This is a genomic window from Glycomyces arizonensis DSM 44726 (genome assembly GCF_000482705.1).
Taxonomy (GTDB): Bacteria; Actinomycetota; Actinomycetes; order Mycobacteriales; family Micromonosporaceae; genus Glycomyces; species Glycomyces arizonensis.
Genome location: NZ_AXWO01000007.1, coordinates 154,431 through 173,774, shown reverse-complemented (window position 1 = coordinate 173,774; position 19,344 = coordinate 154,431). Strand labels below are relative to the sequence as shown.

Below are 19,344 nucleotides of genomic sequence, written 5' to 3'. Positions count from 1 at the left end.
GCACTCGTCCCCCGCCGTGTCTGTCAGCTCCTTGACACTCGAGCGTCCGCGTCGGGTAAGGTTAGCCCAGCCTTACCTGAGAAGGGGTGGACGATGGGATGCGCATGCGTGGAGGGCCTCACGTGCTGAGTGCCGCCGCCGTCGATCTCCAGCGTTCCGACGTGCGGGAATTCGTCCCGCAGCACCCTTCCTTCCCCAACCTGGCCGCGCCGCTGCGCACCGCCGCCGACCACGTCGAGCGCCGTCACGGCCCCCACCCGCTGCGGGGCCTGCGCCCGTGGCTCGACGGCACGGAGGCGCCCGCGGGCGTCGATCTGCCCGGTTCGGCGCTGGCCGACGGCAGCCGCATCGGCGAGCTGCTGGCCGACTCGGCCCGCCTGTGGGGCGGCTCGCCCCACGCCTCGGCCGCGCTCGCGTGGAAGACCTACTGCTACTGGGTGCTCGTGCCCGCCGTCCTCGGCTATGTCTCGGCGCGGCGCGTGCCGCTGCTGGAGGCCGACAACTTCGTCTTCACCATCAGCGAGGACGAGCCGATGTTCTCGGGCCGGCAGATCCGGCCCCGGTTCGCGGCGCTCCGCGACGACCCGATGGCGGGCGCGCCCGGCGTCGAGGTCGCGGCCGACGAGGCCGAGCTGCTGGGGAGGATGCGCGCCTCGCTGTTCGAGGGGCACCTCGACCCGGTGCTGGAGGCGATCCGGGGCGAGGTCCGCATCGGGCGGCGCACGCTGCTGGGTTCGCTGGCGTCGGGCATCGCCTACGCCACCGCGAACTGCTCGACGGCGGGCCGCGAGCCCGCGGAGGTCGTCGCGAAGAACCTGCTGGAGGCCTTCGACGTCGCCGACCTGGTGGACGTCGCCACCGACGAGCACGGCCGCCTCGTCTACCAGCGCCACACCTGCTGCCTGGCGTTCACCATCGATGGCTGCGGCACCTGCTCCACCTGCTGCGTGCAGCCGGACCAGCGCTGACCGGCACGGCCACCAGAGCTCGCCGTCGCCGACACCGTGTGGTCAGAGCGTTGACGACCGGGCCGCCGAGCGGCACGGTCACCCGAGCTCGTCTCGACCTCACCGGCATGGACGACCACTCGGTTCGCCGGTCACCGTATCCGCTCCTTGCAGGAGAGGCGTTGGTGACCGTTTGGTAGATTTGCGGATGCCCTGAAGGCCCGGAGGGGTCGCATAGTGGACTAGTGCAGCGGTCTTGAAAACCGCCAGGTCGGTAGCCCCGGCCTCGTGGGTTCGAATCCCACCCTCTCCGCAATTTCATTCCTGGACGGGAAGCGCCACCAGCGCTGAGCTGGGCCGGCGCTTCTGTCCTCTCCGGTTGGAACCGGTTCTGCCGGGTCGATTCCCTCCACCATCCCGCTGCATCCGGGCGCACTCAGCGATGCCGATCTGGCGGGCGCCGCCGAGGAGTGCCTCGATGAGCCGATGACGATCCGCTGGAGTGAGTCGTCTGCGCAGAGGGGGCGGTTTCCGCCCGTCCTGCTTTCATCGCGCTGGGGATCTTCACGCAGCGCGGCTACCTGCGCAGAAGCGTTCGGATGCTCCTTCAGCAGGCCCGCGGCCCGATGACGCTCGCGAGCCGTGACCCGTTCGGGAACGAAAGAGGACTCAGCACCCCGGCACGGTGCTGAGTCCCAGCACCTAGAGTAGCTGAATGCCGCAACATGCTTCGCTCTCGGGTCGGGATATTCACAAGATCGTTACCCTTGCACACCGGTGCACCCAGGCCGACGACATCGAGCCGTTCAACGAGCAGACGATGCTCTCGCTCTCCAGACCCCCCTTGTCATACCGTATGCATTTCGTTGTGCCCCATGGCAAAACGATCATCGGCTACGCCCAAGTGGAGGTCGTGGGGGACGGCGCGGAAGCCGAGCTGGCGGTCGATCCGGACCAGCGGCGGCGCGGCGTGGGCCGCGCGCTGCTACGGGAGGTGATCACCTCGCTTGAGGCGGAGATCACGAAACTGAAGGTGTGGGCGCACGGCGACCTGCCCGCCGCGGCGGCTTTGGCCACTTCGGAGGGATTCGAGCGGGATCGCGTGCTGTTCAAGCTCAGCCGGGATCTGGAGGGCTTCGAATGGCCCTCGGCGTGGCCCGCCGGGGCGCCGGACGACTGGCCGAGAGGCGAGGGGCCGGCGGTGAGTCTGCCGGAAGGAGTGTCATTGCGGCCCTTCGTGGCCGGCGAGGACGACGAGGAGTGGCTCCGCGTCAACGCGGCGGCCTTCGCCGATCACGCCGAGCAGGGCCGCTGGACGGCCGCGGACCTCCAGGACCGCCAGAACGAGCCGTGGTTCGACCCTGAGGGCTTCATCGTCGCCGAGGGCGCCGAGGGAATGCTCGGCTTCCACTGGACGAAGGTCGAGGACGGCATCGGCGAGATCTACGTCCTCGGCATCGACCCGCGCGCACAGGGCACCGGCCTGGGCAAGGCCCTGACACTGTCCGGCCTGGCGCACCTGGCCGCGCACGGCATCCGCCAGGTCGACCTCTACGCCGACGAGTCCAACCCCCGCGCGGTCAGCCTGTATCGATCGCAGGGCTTCGACATCGTCCGCTCCGACGTCCAATGGGCCAAGCAGCTGAATCAGGTCGAAGATTTATAACCTATACTCTATAGCCTCCATATTTTATAGGATATACTCTATAAGGCATGGAGGCTATAGAGTATAGGGTGACATAGAGGTTATAGGTTATAACCTGTTCGGGTCAAGCGTGTGAGAGTGCTGCCGCCGGGTAGCCGTCCTCTCCCGGGAGGATGAGGCGGGGGTGGTCGTCGTTCGTGTTCAGGCGCGGGAGGATCGGCGACATGTCGCGCTGCTCGGCGGCGGCGAACACCTCGCCGACGGTCGAGTAGCGGGCCAGCTCCGCCAGCGTCGTCGCCTCCTGCATCGACATCTGCCCGCCGTACTGGCACACGGCCTGCTCGGGTCCGATCCACGTCGCGTACTCCGGCTCGCGCACCCGAATGCGCGGCTGGAAGCCCTCGGCGAGGGTCGCCACGTAGATCCACGCGTCGAAGCGGACCGGCTCGTACTCGGGCGTGATCCAGCGCGACCAGGCCCGCTGGAGCGCCACCATCGCGCCGGTCTCCTCCTCGACCTCGCGCACCCCGGTCATCGCCACGTCGGCGTCGTCGGGCTTGTGCCGCCCGCCGGGGAAGCCGTAGCGGCCGGTCCGCACGCGCCGGTCGCCGTCGTTCTCGAGGCCGGCCGCCCAGCGCTCGCGCACCGTCTCCAGCGGCCCGCGCGCGGCCGCGCCGAACGGCTCCTTGGCCGTGTGCCGCAGCAGGAAGACGCGCAGCGGCGCCTCACGCAGCAGCACGACGGCCGCGGCGCGCTCGGGCTCCGCCGGTGCGCCCTGCTCCCTGAGGCGGGCCCGGGCCCGTCCCGCCGAGGCGTGGTCGACCGCCCTGAAGTCCCATTTCCCGTAGCGCTGGATGGACATAAGCCCCACGCTAGCCGAAGCGTGGGGCCGGTCCGAGTGAATGGGAGAAAGAGTCGCGCTATCCGGGGCTGCGCTATCCCAAGAAATGAATCGGCAGATAGAACAGCGCGCCCACCAACGCCGCGATCGGGAAGGTGATGATCCAGGCGATGACGATGGACCGGGCCACGCCCCACCGGACGGCGCGCTTGCCGCCGGTCGAGCCGACGCCCATGATCGCGGAAGTGATGGTGTGGGTCGTCGAGATCGGGGCGCCGAGCAGCCACGTGTTGGCGTACAGCACCGAGCTGGCGACGGTCTCGGCGGCGAAGCCCTGCGGGGGGCCGAGGTCGATGATGCGGCGCCCCATCGTCTTGATGATGCGCCACCCGCCCGCGTACGTGCCCGCGGCCATGACGGCGGCGCTGGCGAGGTAGACCCATTCGGGGATGTGCGTGGCGCTGTCCTGGTAGCCGCCGACGTACAGGGCGAGCACGATGACGCCCATGACCTTGGCGGCGTCCTGCATGCCGTGACCGAGGGCCATCGCGGCGGCCGAGACGGTCTGGGCGTGCCGGAAGCCCCGGTTGAGCTTGGAGGGGTTGCCGCGCCGGAAGAGCCAGTAGACGGCGAGCATGACCAGGAAGCCGAGCGCGAAGCCGACGAGCGGGGAGACCAGCGTGGGCAGGACGATCTTCTCGAGGATGCCGTCCCACAGCACCCAGTCGTTGGCGTTGCCGATGATGATCGCGCCGCCGGCCATGGTCGCGCCGACGATGCCGCCGAACAGGGAGTGCGACGAGGACGTCGGCAGGCCGAAGTACCAGGTGGTGAAGTTCCACGCGATGGCGCCGAGAAGTCCGGCCAGGACGATGAGGAGGCCGTCCATGCTGATGGGCAGGTCGACGACGCCTTTGGCGACGGTGGAGGCCACCTTCGCGCCGAGGTGCGCGCCCACGAAGTTGCCGAGCGCGGCCATGGCGAGCGCCACGCGGGGTTTGAGGGCCCGGGTGGAGATGGAGGTGGCGATGGCGTTTGCCGAGTCGTGGAATCCGTTGGTGTAGCCGAAGAGCAGCGCCGCGGCGATGACTCCGAATACGGCTATGAGGTTGGCGTCCAAGTCAGGATTCCTTGACGTAGACGGCTTCGATCACGTTGCTGATGTGCTCGAAGGAGTCGCAGGCGGCTTCGAGCTCGTCGGCGACCTCTTTGAGCTTCATGACGGTGAGCGCCTCGTACTCGCCGGAGTACAGGCGCACCAGGAGCATCCGGTAGGCGCGGTCGCCGTCGTTCTCGAGCCGGTTGCACTCGACCCAGTACTCGGTCATGGACTTGCTGAGGCCCTTGAGCTTCGGCATGTACTCGGTGAGCAGGACGGCCTGGGCGTCGATGACGGTGATCTGCTCGACCATCTCGCGCGGGAGGTTGGGGAGCTCGGAGAGCCCGTAGAGGTAGACGAGGTTGGCGGCGGCCTCGATGTGGTCGAGGACGTCGTCGAGCTTGCCCGCCAGCTGGTGCATGTCGGTGCGGTCCATCGGGGTGACGAACGTCGTGTTGATCTTGTTGAAGATCCGGTGGGTGAGCTGGTCGTTGTCGTGTTCGACGTCGACGAGGCGTTCGGAGATCGATTGGAAGTCGGGCTTGTCGTCGCCCAATTCGGCGAGGATCGCGACGCCGCGCTGGATGTTCTCGGCGGCCTCGGAGAAGAAGGCGTAGAACACGTCGTCTTGAGGTTTCAGCGAGAAACGCACTGGGCACCTCGGTCTTTCTCGTCGGGCTGTCCTCACTGTACCGATTGGGACGTGGGACCGCGGGAAATAGTCCAGCCGAAAGTAACACCTGGGTGAACACCTTCCAATAGGTCGAAGACAGCTGTGTGCAGGTACACGTAACCGCTCTAAGCTGCGGTTACACATGAATTCACTATGAGTTCACCACATGTTCACCTTGAGGGCGGCGAACGCGCGACATAGGCGGCGATATCGGCCCCGATCGATCTCCGACGCAATATGCGGACGCGGCGCCGTCAGTCGCTCTCGGCGAGCCGGCCCAGCGCGCCGACGACGGAGTCGGACTTCGTCGTGTACCACATGGGCGGCAGCGAGTCCCGCAGGAAGCGGCCGTAGGACCGGCTGGTCTCCAGACGCGAGTCGAGGATCGCCACCACGCCCCGGTCGGTGGTGCGCCGGATGAGCCGCCCGGCGCCCTGGGCGAGCCGGATCGCCGCGGCGGGCACCGAGACCTCGGTGAAGCCCGAACGCCCGGCCTTGTCGGCGGCCTCGGAGCGCGCGGCGGTCAGCGGCTCGGTGGGCCGCGGGAACGGGATCCGGTCGACCACCACCAGGCGGCACGTCATGCCGGGCACGTCGACGCCCTGCCACAGGCTCATGACGCCGAGCAGGCACGTCGACTCCTCCTCCTTGAAGCGCTTGACGAGGCTCCCGAGGGTCTCCTCGCCCTGGAGGAGGACGTCGTAGTCGATGTGCGCGCGCAGGAGTTCGGCGGCGGACTCGGCGGCGCGCTTGGAGGAGAACAGGCCGAGCGTCGCGCCGCGGCTGGCCTCGACCAGGCGCAGCAGCTCCTTGCCGGCCTCCTCGGACAGCCCCGAGGCGGTCGGCCGCGGCAGGCTCGAAGCGACGTAGAGGATGCCCTGCTTGCGGTAGTCGAACGGCGAGCCGACATCGAGCGAGGACCAGTCTTCACCGTCGGCGTCGGGAGCGAGGCCGAGGCCGCGGGCGACGGTGTCGAACTTCCCGCCGAGCGTGAGCGTCGCCGAGGTGGCGATGACGGTGCGCTCCTCGTACAGCATCGCCGAGAGCAGCCCGCCCACCGACAGCGGCGCGGCCACCAACTGCGGGCCTTTCGGCTCGGCCCAGATCACGTCGTCGGGCGAGGGCGCGGCGCAGCGCCCGGCCGTCTCCACGGTCTCGACGAGCCCGGCCTTGAGCTGCTGGGCGCTCAGCTGCTTCTTCGTCTCGGCGTCGAGCGTGCCCATGAGCGTCGTCGCCTTGACGCACGCCGAGTTGATCAGGTGCAGCGCCTCGGTCAGCGGCGCGGGCAGCTCGCCGGAGAAGCGCCGCTCCCCGGCCATGTTCAGGGCGTTCTCCAGCGAGTCGGCGGCCTCGCGGATCTGGTCGGCCGCGTCGGCGTCGATCAGGCGCCGTCCGCGCTGCGCGAGCCAGCGCAGTCGGGCCGGGGTGAGCTCGGCGCGCGCCGCCGAGGTCACGCGGTCGACCAGTTCGTGCGCCTCGTCGACGATGAGGACGGTGTGCTCGGGCAGCACGCCCCGCTCCTTCATCATGTCGATCGACAGCAGCGCGTGGTTGGTGACGATGATGTCGGCCTCGCGGGCGCGGGCGCGCGCGGCCTCGGCGAAGCAGTCGGGGCCCTGCGCGCAGTCCTTCGCGCCGACGCACTCGGCGGACGTCGTGGACGCCTGCTTCCAGGCGCGGTCGCTCACGCCCGGGTCGAGGTCGTCCCGGTCGCCGGTGTCGGTGTCGTTCGCCCAGTCGTACAGCCGCTGCACCTGCTTGGCGAAAGACCGCTGCCGCCCGGCCCACTTGAGCTCCTCGGTGCCCTCCAAGGCACCGTCATCCTCTTCTTCCTCACCGGCCATCTTGCGCTTGCAGATGTAGTTGTGGCGGCCCTTGAGCAGCGCGAAGGTGGGCGTGCGGCCCAGGACGGGCGCGACGGCGTCCACCAGGCGCGGCAGGTCGACGGCGACGAGCTGGTGCTGGAGCGCCAGCGTCGCGGTCGAGACGACGACGGTCTCGCCCGCGGCGAGCGCGGCGCACAGGTAGGCCAGCGACTTGCCCGTGCCGGTGCCGGCCTGGACGAGCAGGTGGCGGCCGGACTCGACGGCCTCGGCCACCGCTTCGGCCATGCGCCGCTGGCCTTCGCGGGTGCTGCCGCCGGGCGTGGCGGCGATCGCCGCGTCGAGGACGGCGAGCGCTCCTTCGGCGCTTGCGGAGATGCTGTCGGTCATCGCTGCTCCACCGTCTCCTCGCCGTCCTTCGATGGGGCGCCGCCGCTGTCTTCGGCCGTCTCTTCGGCCTCGATCTCGCGCTGCCTGAGGCGGTAGTGGTGGAGCGCGCGCATGGTGCCGTTGACGATCGCCAGCAGCGGGACGGCGACGAGCGCGCCGATGATGCCGAACGTGAATCCGCCTCCCGTCACGGCCAGTACGATCGCGAGCGGGTGGAGCTTGACGGCCCGGCTCATCAGGACCGGCTGGAGCAGGTTCGACTCCAGCTGCTGCACGAGGAGCACGATGCCGAGCACGATCAGGGCGTTGACCAAGCCGTTGTCGGTGCCCACCAGGGCGACGACGACGGCGACGATGCCCGAGACCGTGGCACCGACGATCGGGACGAACGCGCCGAGGAAGATCAGCGTCGTCAGCGGCAGCCACAGCGGGATGTCCAGCAGCCACAGGCCGAAGCCGATGGCGATCGCGTCGACGGCGGCCACGATGATCATCGTGCGCATGTACTGCACGAGCGTCGACCAGCCCGCACTGCCCGCGTACCGCATGGGCCCGCGGCCCGCGGCGGGGATCATGCCGGTCAGGAACTGCCAGATCTTGCGCCCGTCGCGCATGAAGAAGTAGGTGGTGAACAGGACCAGGAACAGGCCGGTGAAGAAGTTGCCCAGGCCCGAGGCCGTGGATCCGGCTATGGAGAGGCCGTTCTGGACGAGCATCTCCTGGTTGTTCTGGAGCCAGTCGACGATGTTGCCCTCGGCGTCGTCGAGGGCGTTGGCCACGAACTGGTCGTCGAGGCCGAGCGGGCCGGTCTCCAGCCAGTCGCGGGCGTCGGACAGGCCCTGCGTGACCTGGTCGGAGAAGTCGGGGATGCCCGCGATGAACTGCACCACCACGAAGTAGACGACGGCGACGACGACGCCGAGCCCGCCGATGAGCACCAGCAGCGAGGCGAGGGACTTGTTCCAGCCGTGGCGGATGAGCCACGCCGAGACGGGCTGGAACATCGCGGCGAGCAGGAACGAGATCGCGACGGGGATGACCACGACGGTGACCTGGCTGAGGGCCCAGAACACGGCGACGACGGCGGCGGCGATGACCAGCAGCCGCCAGGACCAGGACGCGCCGACGGTCAGCGAGAGGGGGACGTAGCGGTGCTCGGGCGGGCCGTCGTCGATGTCGTCGTCTTCGGGCGGCAGGTCGTCGGCGTCTTCGGCATCGCGGTCGCCGGGGGCGTCGTCGCCTCGCAGGGCCCGGGCGCGCCCCGCCTGTGGGTTGAGGCGCAGTCCGATCCACAGTTGTCTGGCACGTGCGGTGGTGCGGCGGAATCGGCTCACGATGGCTCCAAACGGCATTGATTCGGCTCCGCAAGCGTCGCCGAGGACGCGGGTGTGACGTCACCAGTACGGTACCGGTTCAGTGCGAGCGCGGAAAGGCTGACGGGGCCCGGCACACCGTGATCGGCGCCGCTCGGAGGCGTGCGCCGAGGCTGTGGGCGGCGCGACGGGGAGGCCGCGTCGTGCGGCCGGCGCGGACGGTGGCGGTAGGCTCGTCCGCTGTGACCGATACTCCGCTGGACGCACACACCGGGCTGCCGATCCGCCTGCTGCACGACCGGCTCCTGGTGCGCCAGGACCCCGACTCCGAGCGCCGCTCCTCGGGCGGCATCGTCATCCCCGCCACCGCCGTGATGGGGCGGCGGCTGGCGTGGGCCGAGGCCGTCGCCGTCGGCCCGATCGTCCGCTCGGTCGAGGCCGGGGACCGCGTCCTGTTCGACCCCGACGACAAGGCCGAGGTCGAGTTGCAGGGCCGCGCCTACATCCTCCTGCGCGAGCGCGACATCCACGCCGTCGCGGCGGGGCGCGTCGACGAGGACGGCACGGGGCTGTACCTCTGATGCGCGTGGCGGTCTTCGGGCTCGGGCTCATCGGCGGCTCGGCCGCGCTCGCGCTGGCCGAGGCCGGGCACGACGTGGTCGGCTACGACATCGACGAGCGAGTCAGGGCCGATGCGGCCGAGCGGATCGGCGTCGCAGGCGCCCCTGAGGGCCTCCTGGACGCCGACGCGGCCGTCCTGGCGGTCCCGGTGGTGGCGATGGGCGACGCGGCGCCGCTGTTCGCCCCCGAGCGGTTCGGCGGCGTCCTCACCGACGTCGCCTCGGTCAAGGGCCGCGTGCGGGCGCAGCTGCGCGGCCACGGCCGCTTCATCGGCGGGCATCCCATGGCGGGCAAGGCGACCGCCGGGTTCGGCGCGGCCGATCCGGACCTGTTCCGCGGCCGCACCTGGGTGCTGTGCCTCGAAGCGGAGAGCGACCTGGGCGACTGGGCGTCCCTGGCGCGGCTGTGGACGTCGATCGGCGCCCGCGTGGTGCCGACGACCGCCGCCGCCCACGACCGCGCCGCCGCGCGGATCTCGCACGTGGAGCACCTCGTGGCCGCCGCGCTGACGCTCATCGCCGACGACCCGCTCTCGCGCTCGCTCGCGGCCGGGTCCTTTCGGGACGGCACGCGCGTCGCGTCGAGCCCGACGCGGCTGTTCGAGGGCATGGTCGAGGGCAACCGCGCCGCGCTGGCCGAGGCGCTCGACCACTTCGGCGCCGAGATCGAGGACGCGCGGATCGGCCTGGGCTCCTTCGGCGAGCATCCCGAGCGGATCACCGGCTGGTTCGACCGCGCCAGGCGCTCGCGCGCGTCGTGGCCGCCCGAGCCGGGCGATCCCGAGCCGCTGGAGCTCACCCGCGAGGGCCTGCTGGCGCTCGGCGAGGCGGGCGGCTGGGTCGAGTCGATCGAGGGCATTGAGGTCGCGACGGTGCGTCGCCCTCGCGTAAAGTCCACTCCATGAGAAAAATCGATCAGATCGCCGATCAGTACGTCGAGGACGTGCTGGCGCTCAGCCCCATGTCGGCCACTTACATGGGTGTGCCCGGCTCCGACCACCTGCTCGACGACCTCTCCCCTGAAGGCAACGACAAGCAGGCCGAACTCGCCCGCAAGGCGATCGCCGACGTCGAGGCGGCCGAGCCGGTGGACGAGCGCGAGCGCGTCGCCAAGGAGGCCATGCTCGAACGCCTGCGGCTGCAGGTCGAGCGCCACGACGAGGGCGACGCCTACCTGAGTTTGAACGTGCTGACCTCCGGCGTCCACGACGTGCGGCAGATCTTCGACCTCATGCCGCACGAGGGCGAGGAGGCCGCGGCGAACATCGCGGCGCGGCTCGCGGCCGTCCCCGAGGCGTTCAAGCAGTACACCGAGACGCTCCGCGCCGAGGCCGCGGCCGGGCGGGTGGCCGCCAAGCGGCAGGTCCTGGAGGTCGCGAAGCACTGCGACAACTGGAACGGGGCCAACGGCGACGATTTCTGGTCGGGCCTGGTCAGCCGCATCACGGTCGACGGCGAGCCGGTCACCCGCGGCAAGTTGAAGATCGACCTGAGCAACGGCGCCTCCTGGGCGCGCTGGGCGACGACGAAGTTCGCGGCCTTCCTGCGGGACGAGTTGGCGCCGCAGGCCCGTGAGAAGGACGCTGTGGGGCGCGAGCGGTATTCGCGGGCGTCGCGCTACTTCATCGGCGCCGAGATCGACCTCGCCGAGACGTACGAGTGGGGCTGGAACGAGCTGGCGCGCATCGAGGGCGAGATGGCGGCCGTCGCCGACGCGATCAAGCCGGGCGCGAACCTGGACGAGGCGATCGCGTTCCTCGACGCCGACGCGGAGCAGAACCTCACCGACAAGCACGAGTTCCGCGACTGGATGCAGGACCTGGCCGACCGGACCATCGCCGAACTGGCGGACGAGCACTTCGACATCCCCGAGCAGATCCGGCGCATCGAGTGCATGATCGCGCCGACCGAGGACGGGGCGATCTACTACACCGGGCCGAGCGAGGACTTCTCGCGTCCGGGCCGGATGTGGTGGTCGGTGCCGAGCGGTCAGGAGACGTTCGCGAAGTGGCGCGAGGTCAGCACCGTCTACCACGAGGGCGTGCCGGGCCACCATCTCCAAATCGGACAGACGCAGGCCCGCTCGGAGCTGCTCAACCGCTTCCAGCGCACCATGATCTTCTCCTCTGGCCACGCCGAGGGCTGGGCGCTGTACTCCGAGCGCCTCATGGACGAGCTGGGCTACTACGACTCGGACCCGGCAGGCAGGCTCGGCATGCTCGACGCGCAGGCGTTCCGGGCCGCGCGCGTGGTCGTCGACATCGGACTCCACTGCGAGTTCACGATCCCCGAGGACAACCCGTTCGGCTGGCGGCCGGGCGAGGAGTGGGACGCGGACAAGATGTTCGAGTTCATGCGGGCCCACTGCCGCATCGAGGACGACATGCTCCAGTTCGAGTGCAACCGCTACCTCGGCTGGGCGGGCCAGGCCCCGTCGTACAAGGTGGGCGAGCGCCTGTGGATGGCCGCCCGCAACGACTACCAGGCCCGCAAGGGCGACGCGTTCAGCCTCAAGCAGTTCCACACCGACGCTCTGAACCTCGGCTCGATGGGCCTCGCCCCGTTCGCCGAGTCCCTCAAGCGCCTCTGATCCGGCGCCGCCGCTCGCGCGGCGGACACAACTGAATGAGCGAGGGCGGCGGGCAATCCCGCCGCCCTCTCTCATGTGGACCAGTACTGGCCCCCACCCGCGCATCGCTATGATGGGACGCCACACCTCTCGCCACGCAACCCCGGACACCTCTAGGACATCTGAATGAACAGCACCCCGCCGCCGAAGCGCGGTCTCCTTCCCCTGAGACGAACCGCCGCGGCCACCGCGGCGGCCGTAGGCGCCGCGCTCCTGATCGCGCCGGTCACCGCTAACGCCCAAGAAGCGGTCGACTGCGCCGAACTCGGCGACAACCCGATGACCGAAGGCATCGAGGCGGCACTCGACGCCGCCGCCGCCTGCGACGTCGAAGTCCGCGTCTTCGAATTCTCCCAGCCGTACATGACCGTGTCCGCAACGCCGGAAGGCCGGCTGCACCTCGTCTCCACCGCGGAGCCGGTGCAGGACCTCATGGAGCTGGGGCAGCTCAGTCCGACCCTCGTGGAGTGGAACGGCTACCTGACGCAGGACTTCGCGCAGTGGCCCGTCTGGTTCGACTACGAGGAATCTTCCACGTTCCTGGTGGAAAGCGACTACACGTCGCTCAGCTGGTCGGCGCCGACGTCCCGGCCGAGCCATTCGGGCACCACCGCCGTCTACGACGACCTCGCCGCGGGCCTCGACCTCGCCGTCGACGTGGACGTCACGTCGATGGACCTGCGGTTCGCTGTCGCCGACGAGGCGGCGTGGGCGGCGCTGGCGTCCCGCCTCTCCGTCGATGCGGACTACCACGAGACCAGCGTCTCGGGCGGAGCGCTCCATTTCGACGTGGAGGAGACGCCCTACCCGGAGGGCGGCGCGGAGTGGACGACACCGTTCACGGTCCGCGACGCCGACGGTGCCGTCACACCGGTGGAGCTCGCGCTCGACGGCGGACGGCTCGACCTGAGCCTGCCCGAGGGCGCGCTCGAAGCGGCCGCCTTCCCGCTGGAGGTCTCCACGCAGTGGGTGTTCCGCTACCCGTATCGCAACGAGTGGGGCGCGGTGACCTCGGCGGCCCCCGAGCTCGCGCTCTTCGGCGGTGAGGGCGGCCTCGACGCGCCCTACTTCGAAGCCGCCGGTGAGCAGGGGGACGCGATCGTCGGCGCCTACTGCGACGACCTGGCCGATCCCGAATGCGCGGCCCCGGCGCAGGCCTCGGCGTACTGGAACTTCAACCAGACCCCACTGGAGAGCCTGTCGCCGTCGGCCGCGGTGAACCTCAGCTACCCCATGGTGTCCGCGTCCTTCACCGTCGACGCCGCCGAAGGGACCACGTGCGTCGCTCCGGACCTGCGTCTCACCGAGGAGTACACCCCGGCCACCGTGTGGGCCGGTCTCCCCGCCGCGGCCGGTAGCGCGGGAACCGGCAGCTGCCAGGACGGCACGGCCGTCTACGACGTCACCGAGGCGCTCGACGACGCCTGGAAGGACCACGCCTCGGCCTCCACCATCACGTTCGGGATGACCGACAGCGCCCAGACCGCCCGCTTCGACGGCGGCTCCGGCCGCCTCGACGTCTACTACGACGTCACCGGTTTCCGCTACACGGAGGCCGCATCGGACGTGTGCAGCCCCGGCCTCTACTCCAGGCCGCCCGCCTACAGCTCGGACCCGACCCCCGCCTACGGCGGGTTCACGGTCGAGCCTTGGAGGTCCGGCGAGCTCGACGGTCTCACCTGGACCGCGACCTTCTACGACGACGCCACGGACGCGACGGTGCTGACCACCGAGCCGCGAGCGGTCGACGCCGGTGCGGTCCCGCTGTACAGCGTGGACAATGCTTTGGACGACGGCCGCTACCGAGTGGTGTACGAGTTCGCCTACCCCAGCGGCGATCTCATCCGGACCGACGACTGCTACATCGGCGTCGACACCTCGACCCCCGAGTTCGTGAGCATCACGATCGAGGGCGGCACGCACCACGTCGGCGATGACATAGCCGTCGACATCGAAGTGTCCGATGCGGACTTTCCCGACGGATGGAACACGTTGATCGTCAACTGCCTCCGCGAGATCGACTGCGGGTCGTCAGGCGAAATGTACGCCCTCACCCGAGGCACCACCGTCGAGCTCTCATGGCGCCTGTTCGATGCCGGCAACTCCGGCCGACTGTCGCTTCAAGACAAGGCGGGGAACACGACGCCCGTCGAGACGTTCAACATCCTGGCCACCTACGACCACCGCGATTACAACGGCGACGGACTCCAGGACATGCTCTCGGTCCGCAAGGCCGACGGCGCCCTGATGTTCTACGCGGGGCAAGGCGACGGGACGTTCGCCAGCGGTATCTCCAATGGACATGGCTGGGACGAGATGGACATCGCCATGTCGGGCGACCTCACCGGCGACGGCATCCCCGACCTCCTGGCGCGGCGCGGGTCGAACGGGTACCTCTACACCTATCCCGGTGACGGCGAGGGCGCGTTCCTGTACGACGACCGCATCGCCGTCGGTCCCGGCTGGAACTCGATGAGCGCCATCACCTCCGCGGGCGACTTCGACGAAGACGGGACGATCGACCTCCTCGCGGTCAGGAAGTCCGACGGGAAGCTCTACTTCTACCCCGGCCGCGGGGACGGCACCTTCGGCGGCCGCTCCGCGGTCGGCACGGGCTGGAACGTCATGGACACCGTCACCACCATCGGCGACATCGACCGCGACGGGCATTACGACCTGCTCGCCCACGACAGCCGGGGCGGCGAGTACCGCATGTACTTCGGGGACGGCGACGCGGGATTCGACGGCCGGGTGGACCTTCCCTCCTCCCTCGACGGCTCCTCCACCAGGGACTACAGCCAGGTCGCCGCGGTCGGCGACATCGACGGGGACGACTACGAGGACGTCGTCGCGGTCGACTCGCGGACCGGTGAGCTGGTCCTGCACTCGTTCGCCGAGGACGCCTCGCCGCTGCACGACGGGCAGGTCATCGGCACCGGTTGGGGCGCCGTCCGGCTGCCGACGGCCGGGGCCGACCGCACCTACGACTACAACGGCGACGGCGCCGCCGACGTGATCGCCCTCAGGGAATCCGACGGGAACCTGTACTTCTACCCGGGCAACGGCGAAGGCAACCTGGGCGGGCGTTCCTCCATGGGCTCGGGCTGGAACTCGATGGACCTGGTCACGACCGCCGGCGACTTCGACAGCGACGGATTCGCCGACCTCTTCGCACGGGACGCCTCGTCCGGCCGCCTGTACCTCTACCCCGGCGACGGCCGAGGCGGCTACGGCGACCGCATCGACATCGGCTCGGGCTGGGACGCCATGAGCGCGATCGTCGGCGGCCACGACTACGACGGCGACGGCAAGGCCGACATCATCGCGCGCCAGGCGTCGACCGGTCACCTCTACCTCTATCCGGGCGACGGCAGCGGTGGGCTCGGGGACCGCATCGACATCGGCTGGGGCTGGAACGCGATGCGGGAGATCACCGCCGTCGGCGACCTCGACCACGACGGCCACGGCGACCTGCTCGCGGTGAGGGAGTCGGACGGCTGCCTGTTCTTCTACGGCGGCCACGGCGACGGCACCTTCTCCAAGGCCGAGATCGGCTGCGGGTGGAACGCGATGGACGCCCTCGCCGGCGTCGGCGACTTCAACGGGGACGGCCACGTCGACTGGCTCGCCCGCAAGATCACCACCGGGGACCTGTACTTCTACCCGGGCGACGGCGACGGGGACCACGGCTCCCGCGGCTACATCGGCTGGGGCTGGAACTCGATGAGTGCCATAGCCTGAGTGGAGCACGAAGGGCCGCGACCGGTGTCCCGGTCGCGGCCCTTCGCCGTCTCACCCAAGGTCAACCGTGGTCGAGGCCGAGTTCCATCTCGTCCTTGCCGTACCAGGCGCGGAGGCGGTCGGCGCCGCGGCGCATCGCGGCGATCTCGGCGGCGGTGAAGCCGCGGTGGCGGTAGGAGTCGATGACGACCTTCTCGGCCTTCACCGTCGCCTTCCAGTGGCCGACGAGCTGGCCGTCCAGCAGGATCGCCGAGGTGAAGCGCGGCCGCTCCCCGGCCTTGGCGAGCGGCAGCGTGTGGTGCAGCACCCAGTCCTTGGTGTCGGTGTAGGAGCACAGCATCTCGTCGTAGCCCTGCACGAAGTCCACCACGGGCCCGCCTTCCTTCGGCTCGGGCGGCTCGCCCGCGAAGTAGCAGGTGCGCCCGCCGAGGTCGACCGACTGCAGATCGAGGTCGGCGATCGCGGCCTTCGCGTCGGCGACCTTCAGGCTCGACCAGCGCGTGAAGTCCTTCAGCGTCGCCGGTCCGCGCGAGGTGTAGAAGCGGCGCGCCAGTTCCCTGACGGCGTCCTCGCGGTCGATCGCCCCGGCCGGGACGCGCTCGTCGAAGTTGGCGTAGGTCTGCTGCCTGCCTTTCGGCGTGCCCGAGCAGATCGCCTGGGTGAGCTCGGCGTGCATGAGGACGTGGATGAGCCGCCTGCCGGTCGGGTCGCTGATCCCGGCCTCGGCCAGCGCCGCGGAGGCCTCGTCGCGCGTCAGGTGGCGCCCGCCGGCGGTGGCGTCGGCGAGGAGGTCGTCGCAGCGCGACATCGTGGCCTCGTCGAGGTCCAGCCCGCGGGTGATCGAGGCGTGGGTCTGGAGGACGCGGTCGGCGGTGGCGGCGAGCATCATGCGCAGGTCGACGGCGGGCACGGTGTGCCAGGTGGTGCGCAGGACGTGGGTGCGCAGGACCGTGCCGTCCTCGATCAGGGCGTCGACCGCCTTGACGGGGGCGGCGGCGTCGGACGAGCCCGCGCGCATCGCAGGGGTGAGCTTATAGGATATAACCTCTTGTGATTGCACGGCGCCGAGGTGCGCGAACGCCTCCAGCGGCGTGGCGTGCTTCTCACCCCACAACCGCTGGGAGTGGGCGCGCCAGGCGGCGACTTCGCCGGGCTCGGGTTCGCGGGTCCGGTCGGTGGGTGCGCTCATGGGGCCATGCTATCCACGGCGGGCGACATGAGGCTTCGACGGAATCCTGCCGATCCGGTGGACAAACGTTGCAAAGAGCGGCCACACTGGTGGCATGTCGCTTCCCCAAGCGGTCTTGACGATCTCGACCGACGTGCTCGCCGATATCAACGCCGACGAGCGGCTGGCGTTCGCCTACGCTCACGGCCCGGCCCTGTCCGGGTTCGGCGACGACGCCGAGCTGGTGTGCGTCTGGGAGACCGACGCGGTGCCCGAGGGCGTCGACGGCGAGGCGGTGCACCTGACCGTCGCCGAGTTCGAGGGTCTGCTGGACTCGCTCATGCTGGGCGAGGGCTGGGAGGAGCCGGACGCCGAGGCGCTGCACGTCATCGCCCGGTTCGCCGAGGGCACGCTGCTGGCCGACGACTCCGAGCTCGGCTCGAAGGCGCGCGCCGAGGTCACCGAGTTCCCGCAGGCGCTCGCCGACGCGTCGCGGACGGCCGTGGAGCGCGACTCCGAGGCGATCGCGAAGCGCCTGGGCCAGGCCGAGGACCCGTGGGAGCTGGCCGAGGTGCTCACTCACGGACTGCACCGGGCGTACGTGGCGCTGTTCGCGGCGGCGGGGCACTTCTTCCCCGGCCGTGAGCACCGCAGGGAGTTCGTCGAGCGCTACCTGCTGGGCGACGAGGTGCCGGAGGCCGAGGCGGCCGTGTGGGCGGCGGCCGAGCTGCCCAGAGCCGAGCGTGCCGAGGCGCTTCCGGAGGCGTGGCGTTCACTCACCCGGGTGGTCCTGGCCAACTGCTAGCGGCTGCTTGTCAGCGGCGCTGCCTGGCGGCCTCGTAGAGCGCGATGGACCCGGCCGCGGCGGCGTTGAGCGACGAGGCGGCCCCGCCGATCGGGATGCGCACCGTGGTGTCCACGGTCTCCTGCCAGGCGCGCGACATGCCGTCGGCCTCCCGTCCGATGACGAGCAGCGTCGGACCGGTCAGGTCCTCATCGGCGAGATCACGCTCGCCGTGCTCGTCGGTGCCGACCATCCGCACGGGCGCATTTTGCCCCGCAATCCACTCAACGACATCGCCGGGCCGGTCGGCGTGAGCGACAGACGTGGAGAACAAAGACCCAGTAGAGGCGCGCACCGTGCGCGGGTCGAAGAGGTCGGCCCCGTGCCCGGCGGTGACGACCAGGTCGGCGCCGAGCGCGTCGGCGGACCGGATGAGCGACCCGAGGTTTCCGGGGCTCCCGGGCCGGTCGAAGACGACGCCGAGGAAGTCCGGCCCGGCCTCGACCCGCTTCAGGGACACGTCCGGCAGCGCGACGACGGCGAGCAGCTCGGGCGCGTCGGCGTCCTTCTCGCCGAGCTCGGCCATGAGCTCGCGCGAGACGGCGTACGCGTCCCCTCCACTCTCCTCCAGCACGTTACGGGCCCACTCCGACAGCCGCCGGTCGGCGTCGAACAGCACGTCCCGGAACGCCCAACCGTGCTCCAGGGCCAGATCGATGGGCCGCACGCCCTGGACGAGGAACCCGCCCACCTGGTTGCGCTTCTTCCGGTTGCCCAGGAGCGCCTCCCACTCCTGGAACCTGGCGTTCCTGGTGGTCACCCGCAGCTGCTTGCCCATCCATCCCCCTTCACGGCGCCGAACGCCCATTCTACGAAGCGGCCCGCTTCACACCCTTGGAGCGACCGCGAATGACCTAGCGCACAACCGCATACCCGCTTGCAGGGCGGAAGAGCTTACGGGTAAGCTCGTGTCCGGCCTGGTAAAACAGGTCGGGCAAATGCGCCCCTAGCTCAACGGATAGAGCATCTGACTACGGATCAGAAGGTTGGGGGTTCGAATCCCTCGGGGCGCGCCAATATCGCAGATAGGCCGGTCGCAGACCGGCCTTTTTGCTTGCCCGCCGACGCCTGCCCCAGCGCTCGTAGCACCACCAGTAGCAACCCCGGAGAGCGGCTTCATCGAGGCGATGGAGCCGCGCACCCGTATAGGTTGGGGGCATGACCGAGCTGCTGCATCTGACCGAACGGGCGCTCTGGGAGGCGGCCCGCGCCTCCGGCTCATACGAGGGGTCGACGCGCGGACGAACACTGGCGCAGGAAGGCTTCATCCACTGCTCGCTGCCCGATCAGCTCGGTGCCGTCGCCGAGGCGGTGTACGGCGACCATCCAGGTAACCTGGTCGTGCTGGTCATCGACGACGCCCTCGTGAACGCGCCGATCCGCTACGAGTCCCCCGCGCCGGGAGCCGAGCGGTACCCGCACCTCTACGGCCCGCTGCCGGTGAACGCGGTGACAGAGGTCCGCGAGTGGACCGGAGACCATCAGTCCGACAATGGCTAGCGAATACCGGCGCCGATCCCAGGCGGGGCAGATGCACCGGTATGGCTTCGATCGCGCCGGTGATCACGATGGCGCCTTCATCGAGCCTGTCGCTGTCGAGGACGATCTCGC

Annotated in this window: 15 protein-coding genes and 2 tRNA genes; 10 read left to right on the top strand and 7 right to left on the bottom strand. The window is 69.9% G+C overall.

All coding sequences use genetic code 11. The features are described 5' to 3' along the window. Positions 1-122 precede the first annotated feature (122 nt). The 3 genes from H613_RS25440 to mshD all read left to right on the top strand — a co-directional run bounded on the left by H613_RS25440 (position 123) and on the right by mshD (position 2,613). Positions 123-968, top strand: coding sequence for a hypothetical protein (locus H613_RS25440; RefSeq protein ID WP_051393129.1), 846 nt, complete (start codon positions 123-125; stop codon positions 966-968). 202 nt (positions 969-1,170) lie between these two features. Further along, positions 1,171-1,260, top strand: a tRNA-Ser gene (locus H613_RS0108765). A 402-nt stretch (positions 1,261-1,662) separates the two neighbouring features. After that, positions 1,663-2,613, top strand: a complete 951-nt coding sequence (mshD, locus tag H613_RS25435) for a mycothiol synthase (protein WP_084546473.1) — start codon at positions 1,663-1,665, stop codon at positions 2,611-2,613. Between the two features lie 103 nt (positions 2,614-2,716). On the opposite strand, the gene H613_RS29105 is transcribed toward mshD, so the two are convergent. The 5 genes from H613_RS29105 to H613_RS25425 all read right to left on the bottom strand — a co-directional run bounded on the left by H613_RS29105 (position 2,717) and on the right by H613_RS25425 (position 8,752). After that, complete coding sequence (locus tag H613_RS29105; protein ID WP_026923498.1) at positions 2,717-3,454, bottom strand: NUDIX hydrolase; 738 nt, start codon at positions 3,452-3,454, stop codon at positions 2,717-2,719. Positions 3,455-3,527: 73 nt separating this feature from the next. Continuing rightward, positions 3,528-4,553 carry an inorganic phosphate transporter gene (locus H613_RS0108750; protein WP_026923497.1) on the bottom strand — a complete coding sequence of 342 codons (1,026 nt, stop codon included), beginning with the start codon at positions 4,551-4,553 and terminating at the stop codon, positions 3,528-3,530. 1 nt (position 4,554) lies between these two features. Next, positions 4,555-5,184 (bottom strand): DUF47 domain-containing protein, encoded by a 630-nt coding sequence (locus tag H613_RS0108745; protein ID WP_026923496.1) that lies wholly within the window; start codon positions 5,182-5,184, stop codon positions 4,555-4,557. 275 nt (positions 5,185-5,459) lie between these two features. Beyond that, entirely contained in the window at positions 5,460-7,418 is a 1,959-nt protein-coding gene (locus H613_RS0108740; protein WP_051393127.1) for an ATP-dependent DNA helicase, read from the bottom strand. Beyond that, the gene (locus tag H613_RS25425; RefSeq protein ID WP_051393126.1) at positions 7,415-8,752 is read right to left on the bottom strand and encodes an AI-2E family transporter; all 1,338 of its coding nucleotides are present in this window, start codon (positions 8,750-8,752) and stop codon (positions 7,415-7,417) included. The genes H613_RS0108740 and H613_RS25425 overlap by 4 nt, the downstream gene beginning before the upstream one ends. A gap of 221 nt (positions 8,753-8,973) precedes the next feature. Between H613_RS25425 and H613_RS0108730 the strand changes: the two genes are divergently transcribed. The 4 genes from H613_RS0108730 to H613_RS29100 all read left to right on the top strand — a co-directional run bounded on the left by H613_RS0108730 (position 8,974) and on the right by H613_RS29100 (position 15,721). Beyond that, complete coding sequence (locus H613_RS0108730) at positions 8,974-9,312, top strand: GroES family chaperonin (protein ID WP_026923494.1); 339 nt, start codon at positions 8,974-8,976, stop codon at positions 9,310-9,312. Beyond that, entirely contained in the window at positions 9,312-10,256 is a 945-nt protein-coding gene (locus tag H613_RS0108725) for a prephenate dehydrogenase (RefSeq protein WP_026923493.1), read from the top strand. Before H613_RS0108730 ends, H613_RS0108725 begins: the two co-directional genes overlap by 1 nt. Beyond that, entirely contained in the window at positions 10,253-11,941 is a 1,689-nt protein-coding gene (locus H613_RS0108720) for a DUF885 domain-containing protein (protein ID WP_026923492.1), read from the top strand. The genes H613_RS0108725 and H613_RS0108720 overlap by 4 nt, the downstream gene beginning before the upstream one ends. A 165-nt stretch (positions 11,942-12,106) precedes the next feature. Next, a complete protein-coding gene (locus H613_RS29100; protein WP_051393125.1) occupies positions 12,107-15,721 on the top strand; it encodes an FG-GAP repeat domain-containing protein in 3,615 nt (1,204 codons plus the stop codon). A gap of 61 nt (positions 15,722-15,782) precedes the next feature. On the opposite strand, the gene H613_RS0108710 is transcribed toward H613_RS29100, so the two are convergent. After that, a complete protein-coding gene (locus H613_RS0108710; protein WP_026923491.1) occupies positions 15,783-16,910 on the bottom strand; it encodes a winged helix DNA-binding domain-containing protein in 1,128 nt (375 codons plus the stop codon). A gap of 94 nt (positions 16,911-17,004) precedes the next feature. On the opposite strand from H613_RS0108710, the gene H613_RS0108705 reads away from it, so the two are divergent. Then, complete coding sequence (locus H613_RS0108705; RefSeq protein WP_026923490.1) at positions 17,005-17,694, top strand: hypothetical protein; 690 nt, start codon at positions 17,005-17,007, stop codon at positions 17,692-17,694. A gap of 10 nt (positions 17,695-17,704) precedes the next feature. On the opposite strand, the gene H613_RS0108700 is transcribed toward H613_RS0108705, so the two are convergent. Further along, a complete protein-coding gene (locus H613_RS0108700) occupies positions 17,705-18,511 on the bottom strand; it encodes a TrmH family RNA methyltransferase (RefSeq protein WP_026923489.1) in 807 nt (268 codons plus the stop codon). Between the two features lie 162 nt (positions 18,512-18,673). On the opposite strand from H613_RS0108700, the gene H613_RS0108695 reads away from it, so the two are divergent. Together H613_RS0108695 and H613_RS0108690 are read left to right on the top strand one after the other, a co-directional pair. Continuing rightward, positions 18,674-18,749, top strand: a tRNA-Arg gene (locus tag H613_RS0108695). A gap of 142 nt (positions 18,750-18,891) precedes the next feature. Then, on the top strand, positions 18,892-19,233 hold the full coding sequence (locus H613_RS0108690) for a DUF952 domain-containing protein (protein ID WP_026923488.1): 342 nt from the start codon (positions 18,892-18,894) through the stop codon (positions 19,231-19,233). The last annotated feature ends 111 nt before the right edge of the window (positions 19,234-19,344 follow it).